The 17,012-nt window shown below is 65.2% G+C and carries 15 protein-coding genes; 8 read left to right on the top strand and 7 right to left on the bottom strand.

Annotated features, from left to right (window positions below):
- Positions 1-2,258, top strand: a 2,258-nt coding sequence (hsdR, locus tag A5643_RS17445) for an EcoAI/FtnUII family type I restriction enzme subunit R (RefSeq protein WP_197497765.1), incomplete at its 5' end; no start/stop codon positions are given.
- A 9-nt stretch (positions 2,259-2,267) separates the two neighbouring features.
- Complete coding sequence (locus A5643_RS17920; protein ID WP_156628867.1) at positions 2,268-4,490, top strand: N-6 DNA methylase; 2,223 nt, start codon at positions 2,268-2,270, stop codon at positions 4,488-4,490.
- A gap of 503 nt (positions 4,491-4,993) precedes the next feature.
- On the opposite strand, the gene A5643_RS18330 is transcribed toward A5643_RS17920, so the two are convergent.
- Positions 4,994-6,091, bottom strand: coding sequence for a hypothetical protein (locus tag A5643_RS18330; protein ID WP_156628866.1), 1,098 nt, complete (start codon positions 6,089-6,091; stop codon positions 4,994-4,996).
- Between the two features lie 593 nt (positions 6,092-6,684).
- On the opposite strand from A5643_RS18330, the gene A5643_RS17435 reads away from it, so the two are divergent.
- Positions 6,685-8,235: a flavin monoamine oxidase family protein gene (locus A5643_RS17435; RefSeq protein WP_231995670.1), complete on the top strand. Its 1,551-nt coding sequence runs from the start codon at positions 6,685-6,687 to the stop codon at positions 8,233-8,235.
- Positions 8,236-8,410: 175 nt separating this feature from the next.
- The gene (locus tag A5643_RS17430) at positions 8,411-8,770 is read left to right on the top strand and encodes an MmcQ/YjbR family DNA-binding protein (RefSeq protein ID WP_231995668.1); all 360 of its coding nucleotides are present in this window, start codon (positions 8,411-8,413) and stop codon (positions 8,768-8,770) included.
- Here A5643_RS17430 and A5643_RS17425 read toward each other — a convergent pair.
- On the bottom strand, positions 8,767-9,288 hold the full coding sequence (locus A5643_RS17425; RefSeq protein ID WP_066858630.1) for a glyoxalase superfamily protein: 522 nt from the start codon (positions 9,286-9,288) through the stop codon (positions 8,767-8,769). The two genes, A5643_RS17430 and A5643_RS17425, sit on opposite strands and share 4 nt — an antisense overlap.
- 203 nt (positions 9,289-9,491) lie before the next feature.
- On the opposite strand from A5643_RS17425, the gene A5643_RS17420 reads away from it, so the two are divergent.
- From A5643_RS17420 to A5643_RS17410, 3 genes are all read left to right on the top strand, one after another.
- A complete protein-coding gene (locus tag A5643_RS17420; protein ID WP_066858580.1) occupies positions 9,492-9,977 on the top strand; it encodes a VOC family protein in 486 nt (161 codons plus the stop codon).
- Between the two features lie 11 nt (positions 9,978-9,988).
- Positions 9,989-10,567, top strand: coding sequence for a dihydrofolate reductase family protein (locus A5643_RS17415; RefSeq protein ID WP_066858577.1), 579 nt, complete (start codon positions 9,989-9,991; stop codon positions 10,565-10,567).
- 78 nt (positions 10,568-10,645) lie between these two features.
- Positions 10,646-11,596: a carbon-nitrogen hydrolase family protein gene (locus A5643_RS17410; RefSeq protein WP_066858574.1), complete on the top strand. Its 951-nt coding sequence runs from the start codon at positions 10,646-10,648 to the stop codon at positions 11,594-11,596.
- Between the two features lie 40 nt (positions 11,597-11,636).
- Here A5643_RS17410 and A5643_RS17405 read toward each other — a convergent pair whose 3' ends face one another.
- From A5643_RS17405 to A5643_RS17395, 3 genes are all read right to left on the bottom strand, one after another.
- A complete protein-coding gene (locus A5643_RS17405; RefSeq protein ID WP_066858571.1) occupies positions 11,637-12,386 on the bottom strand; it encodes a DUF1906 domain-containing protein in 750 nt (249 codons plus the stop codon).
- Between the two features lie 152 nt (positions 12,387-12,538).
- On the bottom strand, positions 12,539-13,315 hold the full coding sequence (locus tag A5643_RS17400; RefSeq protein WP_066858567.1) for an SDR family NAD(P)-dependent oxidoreductase: 777 nt from the start codon (positions 13,313-13,315) through the stop codon (positions 12,539-12,541).
- A gap of 48 nt (positions 13,316-13,363) precedes the next feature.
- Positions 13,364-14,038 (bottom strand): HAD family hydrolase, encoded by a 675-nt coding sequence (locus A5643_RS17395; protein WP_066858564.1) that lies wholly within the window; start codon positions 14,036-14,038, stop codon positions 13,364-13,366.
- 108 nt (positions 14,039-14,146) lie between these two features.
- On the opposite strand from A5643_RS17395, the gene A5643_RS17390 reads away from it, so the two are divergent.
- Entirely contained in the window at positions 14,147-15,640 is a 1,494-nt protein-coding gene (locus tag A5643_RS17390) for an FAD-dependent oxidoreductase (RefSeq protein ID WP_066858561.1), read from the top strand.
- A gap of 16 nt (positions 15,641-15,656) precedes the next feature.
- Here the strand turns inward: A5643_RS17390 and A5643_RS17385 are convergent, their stop codons facing one another.
- Together A5643_RS17385 and A5643_RS17380 are read right to left on the bottom strand one after the other, a co-directional pair.
- Complete coding sequence (locus A5643_RS17385; protein ID WP_066858559.1) at positions 15,657-16,589, bottom strand: M56 family metallopeptidase; 933 nt, start codon at positions 16,587-16,589, stop codon at positions 15,657-15,659.
- A complete protein-coding gene (locus A5643_RS17380) occupies positions 16,586-16,960 on the bottom strand; it encodes a BlaI/MecI/CopY family transcriptional regulator (RefSeq protein WP_066858556.1) in 375 nt (124 codons plus the stop codon). Before A5643_RS17380 ends, A5643_RS17385 begins: the two co-directional genes overlap by 4 nt.
- Positions 16,961-17,012: the final 52 nt, after the last annotated feature.

The following is a 17,012-nucleotide window of genomic DNA, read 5'->3' as shown; positions in this document are numbered from 1 at the left end:
AGATCACCCATCCAATCTGGTCGGGTGGCCTACTTTTCGACCGGCGCGACTGGCCTAGTTTTCAACCGGCGTCAACAAAGTCGGCTGACTACGTCTTGTTCCTGAAGCCGGGCCTGCCCTTGGCGGTCGTAGAGGCGAAGGACAACAAGCACAGTCTGGGTGCCGGTATGCAGCAAGCACAGGGCTACGCCGAATGCTTGGACGTGCCATTCATATTCAGCTCTAACGGCGACGGATTTCTTTTCCATGACCGTACGGTGACCTCAGGTGCTATCGAGAAACAGCTGACTCTCGATGAGTTTCCATCGCCGGCGGAGTTGCATCGGAAGTGGCTTGCCTGGAAGGGCGTTGAACCAGACACGCGCGAGACCAAGATCATCGAGCAGGACTACTATTTCCAGGGCAAGGAGCTCCGTTATTACCAACTCCAGGCGGTGAACCGCACGGTTGAGACGGTCGCTCGTGGCGAGAATCGCGTCCTCCTCGTGATGGCAACAGGTACAGGCAAGACGTTCACCGCGTTCCAGATCATTTGGCGGCTTTGGCGCTCGAAGAGAGCCAAGCGCGTGCTATTCCTTGCCGACCGCAACATCCTCGTAGACCAGACCCGGGTCAATGATTTCAAGCCGTTCGGCAACGCGATGACGAAGATCACCAACCGCACAGCTGACCCGGCCTTCGAGATTTTTCTCGCCATCTATCAGGCCATCACGGGGACCGAAGACGCGCAGAACATCTACAAGCAGTTCACGCCCGACTTCTTTGACCTGATCGTAGTCGACGAGTGTCATCGAGGGAGTGCTCGCGAAGACGCTCAGTGGCGCGAAGTACTGGACTACTTCACCGGTGCGGTCCAGATCGGCCTGACGGCGACGCCGAAGGAAACGGCGGACACGTCGAACATCACTTACTTCGGCGAGCCGGTCTTCACCTACTCCCTTAAGCAGGGAATCGACGATGGCTACCTGGCGCCCTACAAGGTCGTGCGGATCGACATCGACAAGGATTTGGTTGGCTGGCGTCCTGAAGAGGGCAAAACCGACAAGCACGGGGAGGTTATCGAGGACCGGATCTACAACCAGTCCGACTTCGATCGTGGGCTCGTGTTGGAGCAGCGCACCAGACTTGTGGCTCGGAAGGTCACCCAGTACCTCAAGGAGTCGGGTGATCGGTACGCCAAGACGATCGTCTTCTGTGAAGACATTGATCATGCCGAGCGGATGCGCTCTGCCCTGGCAAACGAGAACGCCGAGCTAGTGGCCGAAAATCGCAAGTACGTCATGAAAATCACTGGCGACGACGCCGAGGGCAAGGCCGAGCTCGACAACTTCATCGACCCGGAGTCGAGATATCCGGTAATTGCTACGACGAGTGAGTTGATGTCCACTGGAGTGGACGCCCAGACCTGCAAGCTAATCGTTCTGGATCAGACGATCCGTTCCATGACGAAGTTCAAGCAGATCATCGGGCGCGGGACGCGCATCAACGAGGAGCACGGAAAGTTCTACTTCACGATCATGGACTTTCGCCGAGCGACCGAGCTGTTCGCTGATCCTGACTTTGATGGTGCGCCCGTAGTTGTCTATCAGCCCGGCCCGAATGACCCAGTTGATCCTCCGACCGACCCAGTTGATCCCACGAGACCTGGCGACCCTATCCCGGCCGATCCGCCGCCAGATCCACCTGGCCGGCGCGCCAAGTACGTTGTCGATGATGTTCCCGTGGAGCTGGTTGCAGAGCGCGTCCAATACCTAGGGCCTGACGGGAAACTCATCACGGAAAGCCTTACTGACTACACGCGCAAGCGTGTTCACGATCGGTATCCGACGCTTGAGGCCTTCCTGACTCGTTGGAACCAGGCCGATAGCAAGCACGCCATCGTCGAGGAGCTCAGAGAGCAAGGTGTCTTCTTCGAAGCGTTGGCTGAGGAGGTGGGCAAGGACTTCAGCCCTTTCGACCTTGTATGCCACGTGGCGTTCGGGCAGCCGCCATTGACGCGACGCCAGCGAGCCGACAACGTTCGTGCAACTGGCTATTGGGCCAAGTACACAAGCAAGGTTCAGGCGACCTTGGAAGCCTTGCTCGACAAGTATGCCGACGAGGGCGTCGAGCCCGACCACGACGCGAGAGTCCTCCAGATCAGACCTTTCATCGATATCGGTACTCCGATGGAGATCGTCAACGAGTTCGGCGGCAAGAGCGAATTCGACACCGCCATCGACGAACTGGAACAACACCTCTACGAGTCAGTACAGTAAGGGACTTTCTTGAGCAACATCAGCGCAACCGTTAAATCGATTCAGGACATCATGCGTCAGGACGCTGGCATCGACGGGGACGCGCAACGAATCGGACAGCTCACGTGGCTGTTATTCCTCAAGATATTCGATGACCGTGAGTTCGAGGCCGAGCTGTTAGATGCGGGGTACCGTTCGCCGATCCCAGATGAACTTCGTTGGCGTAGATGGGCTAAGCCTGAGGAAGGCATCACGGGCGACGAGTTGCTCGACTTTGTCAACAACCAACTCTTTCCGACCCTCAAAGTGTTCGCCGAGTCTGCGACGCCGGGTCGCGCAACTGTGATTGGGAATGTCTTCCAGGACGCTTTCAACTACATGAAGAATGGCACCCTAATCCGGCAGGTCCTCAACAAGATCAACAAGATCGACTTCAATCGCTCAGAAGACCGCCACCTGTTCGCCGACATCTATGAGCAAATCTTGAAGGATCTCCAGAGTGCAGGCAACAGTGGCGAGTACTACACCCCGCGTGCTGTGACACAGTTCATGGTTGACATGGTGAACCCGAAGCTGGGTGAGGCGGTACTCGATCCCGCTTGTGGCACAGGGGGGTTCCTTACGTGCGCCATCGAGCATATTCGCTCCAACGATGTGAAGACTCCGGCCGATGAGGCGACGTTGCAGTCATCTGTCCGTGGCGTCGAGAAGAAGCAACTGCCGCACCTGCTATGCACGACCAACATGTTGCTGCACGGTGTTGACGTGCCGACGAACATCGCCCACGACAACACGCTGGCGCGGCCACTGCGCGACTATGCCAGCAAGGATCGTGTCGATGTGATCATCACAAACCCACCGTTCGGCGGCACCGAGGAGCCGGGTATTGAGAACAACTTCCCGCAGGCCTACCGCACTAGGGAGACGGCCGACCTCTTCCTTGTGTTGATCGAGCACCTACTGGTGGACGGCGGCCGAGCAGCAGTAGTTCTGCCCGACGGCACACTGTTTGGCGACGGGGTGAAGGCCCGCATCAAGGAGAAGTTGCTCACCACCTGCAACCTGCACACTGTGGTGAGATTGCCGAAAGGCGTCTTCAATCCCTACACGGGTATTTCCACGAACGTGCTGTTCTTCACGAAAGGAGAGCCTACGACGGATATTTGGTACTACGAACACCAGTACCCGACGGGCTACAAGAACTACTCCAAGACAAAACCCATTCGGATTGAAGAGTTTGACGCCGAGAAAGCGTGGTGGACCAACAGGATCGAGTCTGAGTTCTCGTGGAAGACTTCCCTTGACGAAGTCCGAGCAAACGGTTGGAACCTCGACAGAGCCAACCCGAACAAGGTGGGCCCGGAGTACCGGGATCCTGCTGTTCTGCTTAAGGAATGCGAAACGCTCGACCACGACATCGACACGACGCGCACATGTCTTCGCGATACGCTTGTTGTCGCGATCGATGATGGACTCAAAGCGAATCGCGAAGCGTTCCGAAAGTCCTTCAGCCACGTAACCGAGGCGGCGGGCGGGATCGATACACTCCGTCGTCTCATTCGCGGCCTTGCTGTGCGGGGGAAGCTCGCCCTACAAGACTCGGCCGACGAGCCTGCTTCGGAATTGCTGAAGCGGATCGCTAACGAACGTGCCGACCTTGTGAAGGCCCGCGAAATTCGGAAGCCGAAGGCGCTGGCCCCTGTTCTTCAGTCGGACATCCCGTACTCGGTGCCCTCAGGGTGGCAGTGGACGAGGATCGGCACCATTTTTAGCATGCAGGCCGGAACAGGCGTTGCGGCCGGGACTATTCGCGAGTCGGGGATGTACCCATGCTACGGAGGCAACGGGATTCGTGGATATGTCGAATTCTTCAATCGGGATGGCGATTATCCTATAATCGGCAGGCAAGGCGCACTTTGCGGCAATATCAAGATCGCTCACGGAAAATTCTACGCCACTGAGCACGCGGTTGTCGTTCGTTGTATCGCAGATACGTCGGTTTCTTGGGCAGCTTTAGCGCTAGAAGCACTGAATCTGAACCAATACGCTACTGCCACTGCTCAGCCCGGGTTGTCAGTCGAGCGCATTTCTAGTGTGCTGATTCCGGTTCCCCCAGTCGAGGAGCAGCACCGCATTGTTGAGCGAGTCGATGATCTTCTGGGCTTGTGCGATCAACTCGAGGCTCAGCAAGCAGCGCAGGCGGCGGTCCGCGTCACGTTGATGTCTGCCACACTGCACCAGCTCTTGAATTGATTGGTTCATGCCAGGCAGGTCTGGGCGGACATGCGGCGGCCGCGTGTTGACAGTTGGCCGGCGAAACCGAAGTTGCCGGGACATCAAGGCCCTAGGTTGCGATCACGCATTGTTCTGGCTTCGTGACCGATCTTGGCGGTATCTTGACACTCGGAAACTGGCTGTAAGGAAAGCAGCGTTTGGGATCGACGACGCCGATGTGCGGCTCGTGGAACTGAATCGGAGCCGATCAGTGGATCGTTCCGGCGCAGCCGGACATGAGAACTTACACCACGCTGTGTGAGTTCTGAACTCTAACAGTGTTTCTCAGGCTTACATGCACCCATCGCAGGCCTTTTGCAGTGAATTTGAGACCCGCAGGCCGCATAGTCCTCGGCCGTCACGAGTGGTGCAGAACCAGGGGCAGTCGGTCCACTGACACTCCACGATCTATATTCGAAGTCCGGGCAGATTCGTTGCATTTCTGCTGTCGGGCAGTCGCTTCCCAGGGTTCCGTTGTCAGTCTAATCGCGGTTCGACCGGTGCCGTAGGTGGCGTCGAGGCGATGTTTCCGTTGTGTACGCATCCGCTAGTTGTGCGAGTGGACCCAGGTTTGAATCGCTTCGGCGCTGCAGTACGTGCTGCTTGGTTCGGTCAACTGCGAATTCCCAAAACTGTGGATCCACCCCGTCTGGTGGCGAAAACTGCTGCTCGGGGGGCTTTGGAGCTCCTATCTCTCGTGGTCTGATCATCGGCACAGGAAACTTGATGCTCCCCTGGTCGATGACGAGGCCGTGATCGGTGCTGAACAACCCTTTATCGGTGACTACCCAGCCCTCCGCTAACCATTCGTACGTCGCTCCGGTAAATCCCGATCCGGACGAATCTGTGCGGACACGTGCTGCCAAGGACAGTGCGCGGGCGAGGTTCACAAAAAGTGCGTCAGGCGAAAATGCCTGCGCCAGAGGGGCGTTCCCGGAGCAGTTCAGCCCGTTCACCAACTCTTCGAGGACCACGATTGGGGGTTTATCGTCAGGCCACTCAACGTCGACATGTGTCTGGTCAACCCCGTCAACGCTAAGGAACAGTAGCGACCCACTCTCGTCGCCGCTTCCGCGATAGCCGCTTTCGGCGAGGGGTGCCCAGCGCAGGAAGACGCGTGGTGCGTCTAGACCGGACCCTGCTGGGACAACAATCGAGCCGGTCGCGAGAGCCCCGACGTCGTTGGCAGCCTCTAGTGCTGAGGTAACAGTGTCGAACGAAACATCCTCGGCAACAGTCGCGAACCTGTCAGCACGGTCGGCATCCTTCTCGGCGAGCCGACCGTCGAGCGCTTCCTGGAGCTCTGCCACGCGTGTCGCTAGATCCTCAGTCTGACGTCGAAGTTCGCGTGTTCGGTCATCGACAATTTCGGTGGCCCTGTGCTCCGCCGCTTGTTCAACGTGCATTAGCCATTTGTCGACCACGATCAGGGCCGCAGCGAGCATGAGCGTTGTCCCGATATTGATCAGAACTGTTGCCAACAGCGAGTGAAAATTGTCGTATCCCGCACCGAATATGGCCGGGAAGAAACAGGCAGCGACCACGAGCAGTAGGCCCACCACGGTGATCGTGATGGCCACGCCAGGTCTTATCCGACGAGGTGGATCGTGTTGCACCGTGTGATTGGACCTCTCGCTCGAACTACTCGAAACTCAGATCAGATACGCCTTACCATAGGGCGTTTTGGCAGTCTGCTGCTTTACACAGTTACATGGCGATGCGCGTCGTGGGCCGTCATGTGCACGGCGTCGGTGTGGGCGTGCAGCGGTGGTGCGAGCCGCCCTGCTTCGAGCTTGCCTTGGGTTGATATCCGCCGGCGTACGACCGAAAAGATCTCGCTACTTGTCGGGCGCGACTTCTACCCTTGACGGTATGCGCCTCCGCAAAGACATCGACGCCCCGTCGGGGCGTCTCGTCGCTGCGCACGGGCTCATCCGCAAGCACGGCGGCGATCCGTCGACAAGCCGGACCGACGAGCCGCTCGACGAGAGAGGTACCGCCACCGATGGGTAAAGGGGCCCGAAACCGTAAGAGGCGCGAGCAAGAGCGCGAGCGGCTAGCCGCCCGTTCGGGGAGCGGCGGCGGCTTATTCGGCCTGCAGCCGCAGGGAGGGCCGTTTGGCGCCGCGCCGCCGTGGAAGCCGCCGCGCACACCCGAAGAGGCTATCGCCCAGTTGCGACAGTTCATGGAATCGATGCCGCGACTGATTGTTTGCGGGCGCCTAGGCCTGAAGCCGCTGACGGAGACGCAACGACGCGAGCTGCTCGCCGGTGCCGACCTGTACGACGCCGTCGGAACCGTCGCCCGCCTCCAGGGGCGCTGGGACGTCGCCTTCACCACCACGCAGCGCCCAGACATCATCGAGGCGGAGTTCCTCGCGGTCGGTAGCGGTGACGCATGCAAGCGGGCCCGTAAGCGAGTGACACAGCATCACGATCTGCTCGTTTCGCCCCGACGCCTACTCAATGCCGAGTTACCCGGCGGCGCACAGATAGAGGTCGGCGGCCAGTGGGTCGGTCCGACCCAACACCAAGTACTCGCGCTGATCGACGAACTGGGGCTCAAAACCTACCCGTCGCACGCGACGGGCCGGCACATCGCCGAGGTTTGCGGTAAGCGTTCGGACTACACCGGCCGCATCCCGCGCCTGAACCCGATAGCCCTTGCCGACATCGGGCAGACGCAGTGGCGGCTGGACCGGTTGGCGCGCCGGGTAGCACGCACCGAGCCGTGGCTGGCGGCGCAGGCGCGATCGTTGGACGGCCAAACCTTTGAGACCTGGTTGCGGCGCACCGCTCGCACCCGGCAGGGGCGTGTTGTCTTCCGACTGATCACCGAAGCGGTGTTCTCCGCCGGTCCGGAGGACTTGTCCGCACTGTGGGCAGGCTTCTACGTCGGGGCTGCCGGCGGGGTCGACGCACTGATCAACGTGATCGGCGGCGCCCAACAGGATCGGATTGTCGGTGGCGCCCAGGGCATCGCGCTGGCGATGGCACGTGAACTGGGCGACCGGGTCGTGTTGAACCGCCCGGTCACCGAGATCGGCTGGGGCGACGCGGGTGTGGTGGTTCAAGCCGGCGGGTCGACGGTGCGAGCCCGTCGTGCGGTGATCGCCGTACCGCCACCGTTGACTGCCCGGATCCGGTTCAGCCCGGGCTTGCCCGGCGACCGGGACCAATTGGTACAGCGCATGCCGATGGGGCGCGTCATCAAGATCAACGTGGCCTACGACGAACCGTTCTGGCGTGCCGACGGATGGAGCGGACAGGCCAACAGCGACGCGCGTCCGCTGGGCACCGTCTTCGACAACAACCCGCAGACGGGCGGACCCGGCGGCCTGGTGGGATTCCTCGAAGGCCGCCACGCGGATGCCGGCGCCCGTCTCGACCCCGCCGAACGGCGCGCCCGTGTCCTCGAGGATCTGGCCGGCTACTTCGGTGCGCGGGCTCGCAACCCGATCGACTACATCGAACGCGACTGGGCGGAAGAGGAATACAGTCGCGGCTGCTATGGCGCTTTCACCACGCCGGGCACGCTCACCCGTTTCGGGCCTGCGCTGCGACACCCGATCGGCCCGCCGCACTGGGCCGGCACCGAGACCGCCACCCGGTGGGCCGGCTACATCGACGGCGCCATCCAATCCGGCCACCGTGTCGCGGACGAGGTCAGCGCAGATTTGCACATCCTTCGGGCTCACCGCGGGTTGCCTGGAGCCCTGGCGTGACGGCCGAGCCGTACCTGGTGAGTTGTTCGCCGGGGGCCAGTCGACCAGGTTGCATCCCAGCGGCGACGGCTACCGCCCGCCGCGCGAACTCGGTGGAGTCAGCAGCATTCGGTCCGCCGGTGGACCAGCCCTACGGTGTGCGCGAGTATGGTGCCCGCGATCTGGAGGGGCACCTTTGGTTTTTCCACGGGCCGCTCCGCTGAGCATGGTCACCGAGACTGTCGCCCGGCAGCTGGCGCTGGCCCTGCCCGAGGTGATCGAACAGGACCACCACGGGTTCCCGTCGTTTCGGGTGGCCGGGCGAATTTTCGCCACGCTGCCCGGCGCCGGCCGCCTGCGCGTCATGCTCGACGACCACGGCATCCGCTCCGCGGCGGCGACCTGGCCGCAATCATGCCGCGAGTTCTACTGGGGCAAGCGTCTCTCATGTGTCGAGATCGACCTGGCCCACGCCGACGAGTCGCTCGTCCGCACCCTCCTCGCCGAGGCCTGGGACCACAAGAATCCCGGTCACCGGACGTCGGCGAGCCGCTAAGGGCAGGTCTGGCAGAACCGGATCGTGTTGGAGAAGGGGTCGATGACTTCCATCGTGGGTCCGCTTGGCGTGTCGGCCACGATGCCGGGGTCCATGCCCGGGTAGCCGGTGGCGGCGAGTTCTTGTTGTAGCGTCCTGACGTCGGCGACCGGCACCCACACGGTAGCGCCGGGGGTGCCGTCTCCGTGATGTTCGGACAGGTCGAGGACAAACCGGTCGCGGCGCAGGCGCATATACAGGGGTGCGTTGCGGTCGAAGCGGTGTTCCCACTCGACGCTGAAATGCAGGTAGTCGAGGTAGAACTCGCGTGTCAGGGTCTCGTCAAAGCTGCGGAGGACCGGCACGGGGGCGCTCATGCCGTCGCGGCGCGGCAGGCGGGCTGATGCCCCCTGCCAGTCGGGAAACCCCAACTGCCGAGCCACGATATCCAGTGCCTCGGAGTGGGAGAGGCCGGCGGCGGGTAGTTCCTCGCGAAGCGTGCGCGCCGCGTGTTCGGCGTCGTCGACGGTCAAGTCCACCGCCTCACCTTGCCGCACCGCTCGAACCCTTGACCACCCTGGAAACAAAGTATACGGTGTCCACATTCGAATGTGTACGCCGTCTACATCAAGGGAGTGCTCACTGTGCCTGACCTGCCTCCGAACATCCGACCGTCGCGGCGTCATGCTCCGCGCGGCATCGCCCGGACCTTCCTCAGCCGAACGTGGAACGAGGTCGCGTGATGGCAGCCATCGCCCCTTGCCTGTGGTTTGATGACAAGCTGGAAGAGGCCGCCGCGTTCTACACGTCGGTGTTCCCGAACTCCCGGGTGGAAGGTCTTCATCGCACCACCGAGGCCGGCCCGGGGGAGCCGGGCCGGCCGTTGTTCGCCACGTTCGAGCTCGGCGGGCACCGGTTCGTCGGCCTCAACGGCGGACCGGACTTCCGGTTCACCGAAGCCGTGTCGTTCATGATCCACTGCGCCGACCAAAACGAAGTGGACCACTACTGGTCCCGGTTGGCCGAGGGCGGCGAAGAGGGGCAGTGCGGGTGGCTCAAGGACCGGTTCGGCCTGAGCTGGCAGGTGACCCCATTACGGCTCTTCGAGCTGTTGGCTGATCCCGACCCGCGCCGCGCCGCGGCGGCGACCCGTGCGATGCATGGCATGAGCAAGATCGTCATCGCCGACTTGGACGCGGCGGCCGACGCCGTAGTGAGCCCGCGGTGACGGGAGGACTGGTGGTCGCTTCCTACACCGTCGACGTCTTCTCCAGCCTCGACGGCTTCGGCGGCGTCAGCGGCGGGGACTGGGGTGGCTACTGGGGCAAACAGGGTCCCGACCTGCTCGAGCACCGCCTCGCCCAGTATCAGCCGGAGCAGCGAATGATCTTCGGAGCCAACACCTACCGGCTCTTCGCCCAGATGCTGGCCGCGGGCACCGAAAAAGAGGTGTATGACCCGTGGGTCACCCGAATGCTCAGCCAGCCGACGACGGTGGTATCGACGAGCCTGGCGGGTCCCCTCGAAACCTCGACGGCAACCGTCGTGTCCGGAGATGCCGTCGAGGTCGTCGCCCGGCTCAAGCGGGAGTCGCCGGTACCGCTGCGCTCGCACGGCAGCCTGTCGATGAACCGGGCGCTGATGGCCGCCGGCCTTGTGGACCGCCTGCAGGTGACGCTCTTCCCGGTGATCACCGGAAAGACCGGCGACGCTCCGATCTTCGAGGGCGCGGCGGACTTTGATCTCGAGTTGATCGAGGGTCGGACGTTGGACGGCAACATCCAAGAACTCGGCTATCGCCCCACCGTGCACTGCTAGCTACCGCGCACGGCCGCTTGTTCACAGGTGGCCAGCGAGGTGCCGGCCAATCCCCACCGCCGGCATCCGGACCCCGATATGTTGATTGCCGTGACACGTGTTGCGGCAGTCCAGCTGGAGGTCGTACTCGGAGACGTCGCCGCGAACCTGGCGGCCTGCGAGCGGTTGGGCACCGCCGCCGCCGAAGCCGGCGCCGAGATCATCGTTCTGCCCGAATTTTTCACCACCGGGATCGGCTTCCTGCCCGAGCTCAGGGATTGTGCGCTCCCGCCCGACGGAGCCGCGACGGACTTGTTGACGACGCTTGCGCGACGGCACCAGGCGATCGTCGGCGGATCCTTCTTGTGCCGTGACGCCGATGGCCATACCCGGAACGCGTTTCTCCTGGCCACCCCGGCGGGCATCGTCGGGCGCCATGACAAAGACCTCCCCACAGCCTGGGAGAACTGCTTCTACATCGGCGGCGCCGATGACGGGGTTCTGGCCGCCGTCGGACCGGCGGGCTTCACCGCCGGAGCTGCCCTCTGTTGGGAACTCATGCGGACGCAGACCGTAAACCGCCTGCGCGGCCGGGTCGACGTGGTGCTCGGCGGTTCATGCTGGTCGGGTGTGCCGTCCTGGATGCCGCGGCGAGTCGACCGACACAATGCCGCCACGGCCGCCAAGATCGCACCGGCATTCGCGCGCCTGGTCGGCGCACCGGTCGTGCACGCTGCACACTGCGGCGACATCACCACTCGGATGCCTACGGTGCCGTTGCCCTACCGCAGTGTGTTTTTGGGCGGGGCGATGATCGTTGCGGCTGACGGCGAGACGCTGGCCAGTCGTACTCGCGACCAGGGTCCGGGTTTCGTCCTCGCCGACCTCGCGATCGGCCGGGTGGCGCCGCTCGACGAACCGCCGGAGCGGTACTGGCTGCACCGGCGCGGCCTTTTCTCGGCGTCGGCGTGGACCTACCTGAATTGGCATGGCCGCCGTTGGTACGACCGTAATCGGCGGAGCGCCCGCGACACGGCCAGGTCGGCCTGACCGACACGTTGCCGGAGCGCGGCCTCGACTAACCCCAGCCCTACGGGTGCAGATTCCACTGACCGCAGTCGGCGGCAAGCACGTCGTTGACGTCGACCTCGATGCCCCCGACGATCGGGCCGGGGTTCGACGCGGTCGCCACGATGCGCTGGTAGAGCACCGCGCCGGGATAGATCTGGCCGTTCGACCAGGACCGGGTCTGCCAGGCCCAGCGGCGTCCGGGCGTCTTGGAATTGCCGATCACGCCGGACTCGGCCGCCCACTGGCAGGCCTTGATGCCCCCGTAGATGCCGGTGCGCTGCACCCCGAGCACCGAGTTGATCCCCCGAAACCACTGCAGCGCCACCGTGTCCCAGGTGTGTCGATCGATGTCGTCGTCGACGCTGAAGAAGATCGGGGCGCTCTGCCCGCCGCCGGCGGCGGTGTGGATCTGCCAGCCGGTACGTGCATCGGAGACCCCGCCGGCGAATCCGCGGGTGAAATCCGACGGCGCCGTGCCGCCCGGCTTGCCGTACTGGTAGTTGCTGACGATCACCAATCCCGCGGCGGTCAGCGATTGGGCGTAGGGCCGGGTGATCGGCTTGGCGCCGAAGTTCGATCCCGGCCGCGACGTCGACACGTAGTTGATCACCCCGGCATGGCCCGCGGCCCGAATCGCCTGAGCGGGGATCTGGCGCATGGCGTAGTCGATCAGCGTGGGCGCGGCGGCCGCGGCCGGCGGCGCCGCCCGACCCGCACCGACCGCGCCCAGCCCGGCCAGCGCCGAGGCGGCGGAGGTGTACCGCAGCATGTCGCGGCGGGTAATCGAGCGAGATCGCCGAAGGCGGGGAGGCTCCGGGCAGTCAGGCACCGCCCGATGTTACCAATGAGACAGGTGTTAACGGTTGAGGCCCGCCGGGGCTGACCGGCGGGCCTCAACAGCGACTCGAGTGTGCGACGCGGCTACTTCGGGGGCATCCGGATGCCGCCGTCGACCCGGACGACCTCGGCGTTCATGTAGGAGTTGGTGACCAGCTCCAGCACCATCGAGGCAAGCTCGTCGGGCTGGCCGAGCCGGCGCGGGAACAGCACCGACTCGCCGAGCTTGGCCTTGAACGCCTCGGAGTCGGGTCCCTCGCCGTAGATCGGGGTGTCGATCAGGCCCGGCGCGACGGTGTTGACCCGGATGCCGACCGCCGACAGGTCCCGGGCGACCGGCAGGGTCAGCCCCACGACCCCGCCCTTGGACGAGGAGTAGGCGGCCTGGCCGATCTGGCCGTCGAAAGCCGCGACGCTGGTCATGTTGACGATGGCGCCGCGCTCGCCGGTCTCGGTCGGCTCGTTGCGGCTCATCGCGGTGGCCGCGATGCGGATGCAGTCGAAGGTGCCGACCAGGTTGATGTCGAGCACCTTCTTGTACAGGTCCAGGTTGTGCGCCGAGTCGAACTCGCCGTCCTTGCCGATGGTGCGCTGGGCCCAGCCGATCCCGGCCGAGTTCACCAGCACGCGCAGCGGCCCGAGCTCGGCGGCGGCATTGACCGCGGCGATGATCTGGTCGGTGTCGGTGACGTCGACGCTGGCGAAACTGCCGCCGATCTCCTTCGCCAGGGCCTCGCCCTTCTCCGCCTGCAGGTCGGCTACGACGACCTTGGCGCCCTTGGCGGCCAGCTGCCGGGCAGTGGCCGCACCGATTCCTGATGCGCCACCGGTGACGATCGCGCTTGCTCCGTTGATGTCCACGCCGACAGACTACGGTGTCGCCGATCACACGGCGCAGGCCCATCGGGACTATCGCCCGGCCAGTGCCGCGATCGGCGTCTCGGGCAGGTGCGCCAGTAGATCGTCGGGATTCTCGAACACCACGGCCGCCCCCGCCGCGCGAAGCTCCTGCCGCGACACCCCGCCGCTGAGCAACCCGATGCTTTCCAGCCCGGCGCGTCGGCAGGCCTCGGCGTCCCACACCGCATCGCCGACGAAGACCGCTCGGTCCGCGCCGACCCCGGCCCGCTCCAGCGCGACCGCCAGGATGTCCGGCTCCGGCTTGGCCATGTCGACATCGGACGCCGACGTCACCGCCGACACCACCGCATCCCGGTCCAGCACGCGGCGCAGCATGGCCAACTCGTCTTCGGGCGCCGACGTCGCCAACACCACCTGCAGCCCCAGGTCGGCCACCGCCTCGAGCAGGCGCTGCGCCCCGGGCAGCGGCCGCAAACGGTCGCAGGCGTCCCCGTAGTACCGCGAGTGCAGTTCTTTGAGCTTCTCCTGGGTCTGCTCGGGTGCGTCGTCGGACAGCGACCGCACCAGCGTCGAGCCGTCCATGCCGATCGACCGGTGGATCCGCCAGCTCTCCACCGCCACGTCGAGCTCGACGAACGCGCGCTGCCACGCCGCGACATGCAGATAGTTGGAGTCGACCAGGGTGCCGTCGACATCGAACAGGACAGCGGGGTGGGCGGACACGTTCCCTCCTCGGTCGGGGTTCTCCGCGCCGAATACCCGCTTGGGCCGGGCTTACCCGAACCGGGCGGGTCGCGGTTACCGTCCGCGCCGGCCGGGTATGCGAAGACGATGACCTCACTGTGGCTTGCCGACCGGAACCGACCGTCATCGAACACCGACCTGTCCACGGAGGCGGGTAGCTCAGCCGACGTGGTGGTCGTCGGCGCGGGGATCGTCGGGTTGATCACCGCCGTGCAACTGGCCCGGGCCGGCATCGACGTCCTGGTGTTGGAGGCGCGCCACATCGGTGCGGTCACCACCGGCAACACGACCGGCAAGATCAGCCTGCTGCAGGGGACCACGTTGTCGAAGATCGCCGGCCGCCACGGCTCGCAGATCCTTCGGGACTATGTGCGCGGCAACCGGGCCGGGCAGGACTGGCTGCTGGATTACTGTGCGGCCAACGATATTCCGGTCCAGCGCGAGGACGCCTACACCTACGCCCAATCCGCCGAGGAGGTCCCCGCGGCGCGTCGCGAACTCGAGGTCTGCCGACGGGCCGGGCTCCCGGTCGAATGGCGCCCGACCGCCGACGTGCCGTTCCCGTACCACGGCGGTGTCGCCCTGGACCAGCAAGCCCAGTTCGATCCGATGCCGCTGTTGGACCGCTTGGTCGCCGAGCTCACCGACCTCGGGGGACGGGTGGTCGAACGCGCACGCGTCCTGCGCGTCCGGCACCGGCACGCCCGACTCGAACTGACCGTCCGCAGCGGCGACGAGGAAACCGACGTCAAGGCGGGCCGGTGCGTGCTGGCCACCGGGATCCCGATCCTGGACCGGGGCGGCTTCTTCGCCCGGGTGAAACCCAACCGCTCCTACGGCCTGGCGTTCGCGGTCCCCGGCGAGATCACCCGCCCCATGCTGATCTCGGCCGGATCCCCGACCCGCTCCATCCGCTACGCCCCGACCGCCGACGGTGAGCGGCTCGTCGTCAGCGGAGCCGACCACACCGTCGGACGCCAGGACGCCGCCGAGGACGTCGACGAGCTGATCGCGTGGACGCAGTCCCATTTCCCGGGCGCGGTGCTCACCGACCGCTGGTCGGCGCAGGACTACACCCCGGTCGACTACACCCCCTACGTCGGGCCGATCCTGCCCGGCGACAACAACATCTTCATGGCCACCGGCTTCAACAAATGGGGCCTGGCCGCCGGGACCGCCGCCGCCATGCTCATCACCGGCAGCATCCTCGGACAGCACCTGCCGTGGGCGCACGCGTTCGCCTCCTGGAGTCCGCGGGAGGTCTCCGGGATCCCCACCGCGCTGCGCGCCAACGCCGAGGTGGCCGTCGAGCTGGCCCGGGGATGGGCGGCGCCGGTGGTGCGGCGACGCTCCCCGGGCGAGGACGACGGCGTCGTCGCCGGTCCGCCGTGGCACCTGCAGGCGCACTGCGTCGTCGACGGCGTCGAGCACCGCGTCTCGCCGGTCTGCCCGCACCTGGGCGGCATCGTCAACTGGAACAGCGTGGACAAGTCCTGGGACTGCCCCCTGCACGGCTCGCGGTTCGCACCCGACGGCACCCTGTTGGAAGGGCCGGCCACTCGCGGCCTGACCGCGGGTTGAGCCCAGGCCGGGCGGCTCAGAACGCGCACAGCGTCAGGGCGACACCGGGCCCGGCGAGGATCGCCGCGACCCCGAGTGCCGCCCACCCGGCCCGCGGGTGCCACCCGGATGGGTGCGCCGGCTCCATCAGCCGCAGCACCCGCTCGGCCACGGCGGTGCCCGCGGCGGCCAGTGCGCCGTCGGGCAGCGGGCGGCGGGTGCTGAGCGTGACCAGGCTGGCCAGCAAGGGGCCGCGGCCGTGCTGGCGGGCGGCGACATCATCGGCGCACATCTCCAGCAGCGGGGGGACGCGACGTGCGGCCTCGCGCATCAACGGCAGCCGCGGCAGCGCCGCGGTCAGGGCGGTCAGGATCGCGATGATGTGATGGTGGCGCCCGCGCAGGTGCGCCCGTTCGTGGGCGAGGACCGCCGCCAAACCGGCGGGCGCCAGCAACTTCAGGGCCGCGGTGGTGACGACGATCGCGCTGCGCCCACCGCCGGCGACACAGTAGGCGGTGGGACGCTCGGCGCCGAGGGCGACGACGCCGGAATGGCCGGTGGGACGACCCACGAGCCGCACCGCCTCGGCGTGGTCCCGGTTGCGGCAGCGAGTCCGGAGCAAGGTGCCGATGACTCGCCGTGCGGTGTGGGCCGCGACTGTGGTCGTGACGATCAGCAATGCGACGACCACGACCGTGCTGACCGCGGGGGGCAACGCCGCCGCGCCGGTGAGGCCCAGCGTCTTCACGCAGAACGTCAACGCGGTATGGGTGAGCAGGCTGCGGGCCGCACCCACGATCAGGATCACCAGCGCGGAGACCCACGCGGACAGTGCGGACAGCACCGCCGCCAGCCAGCCGGCCACCGACAGCCGGGGCGGAATCTCCGCCGCCGCGGCGCCGGTGAGCACGCTCGGGGCCAGCCAGCTCACCGCCACCGCGTAGAGCAGCAGGAAGGTGACCGCGTTCACGGCGCCCCCTCCTCGGTCAGCCGCCGTATCGCCTGCTGGAACTTCGCCGCGTCGTCGTCGGGGATCTGCTCGAGAAAGAAGTTGAGGATCAGCTCGCTGTCCCCGCCGGATTCGAACACCGTGCGCATCAGCTGAGCGGAGTGTTCCTCCCGACTCATGACCGGGCGGTAGTGGTATGCCAAGCCGACCTTCTCCCGTTGCAGCCAGCCCTTGCGGAAGAGGTTGTCCATGGTCGACATCACCGTGGTGTAGGCGATCTGGCGCCGGGTGACCAGTTCATCGTGCAGGCTGCGGACCGTCGACGGCCCGTCGCGCGACCACAGCAGGTCCATCACGACGGCTTCGAGTTCGCCGAATCCCCTGATCGCCATGCCCCTAACCGTTCGTCGCGGTACGTCGTGCGTCGAGCCCACGAAAGCTACC

This window comes from Mycobacterium sp. 1274756.6, assembly GCF_001668625.1.
Lineage (GTDB): Bacteria > Actinomycetota > Actinomycetes > Mycobacteriales > Mycobacteriaceae > Mycobacterium.
This window is presented reverse-complemented; position numbering and strand designations above follow the sequence as displayed.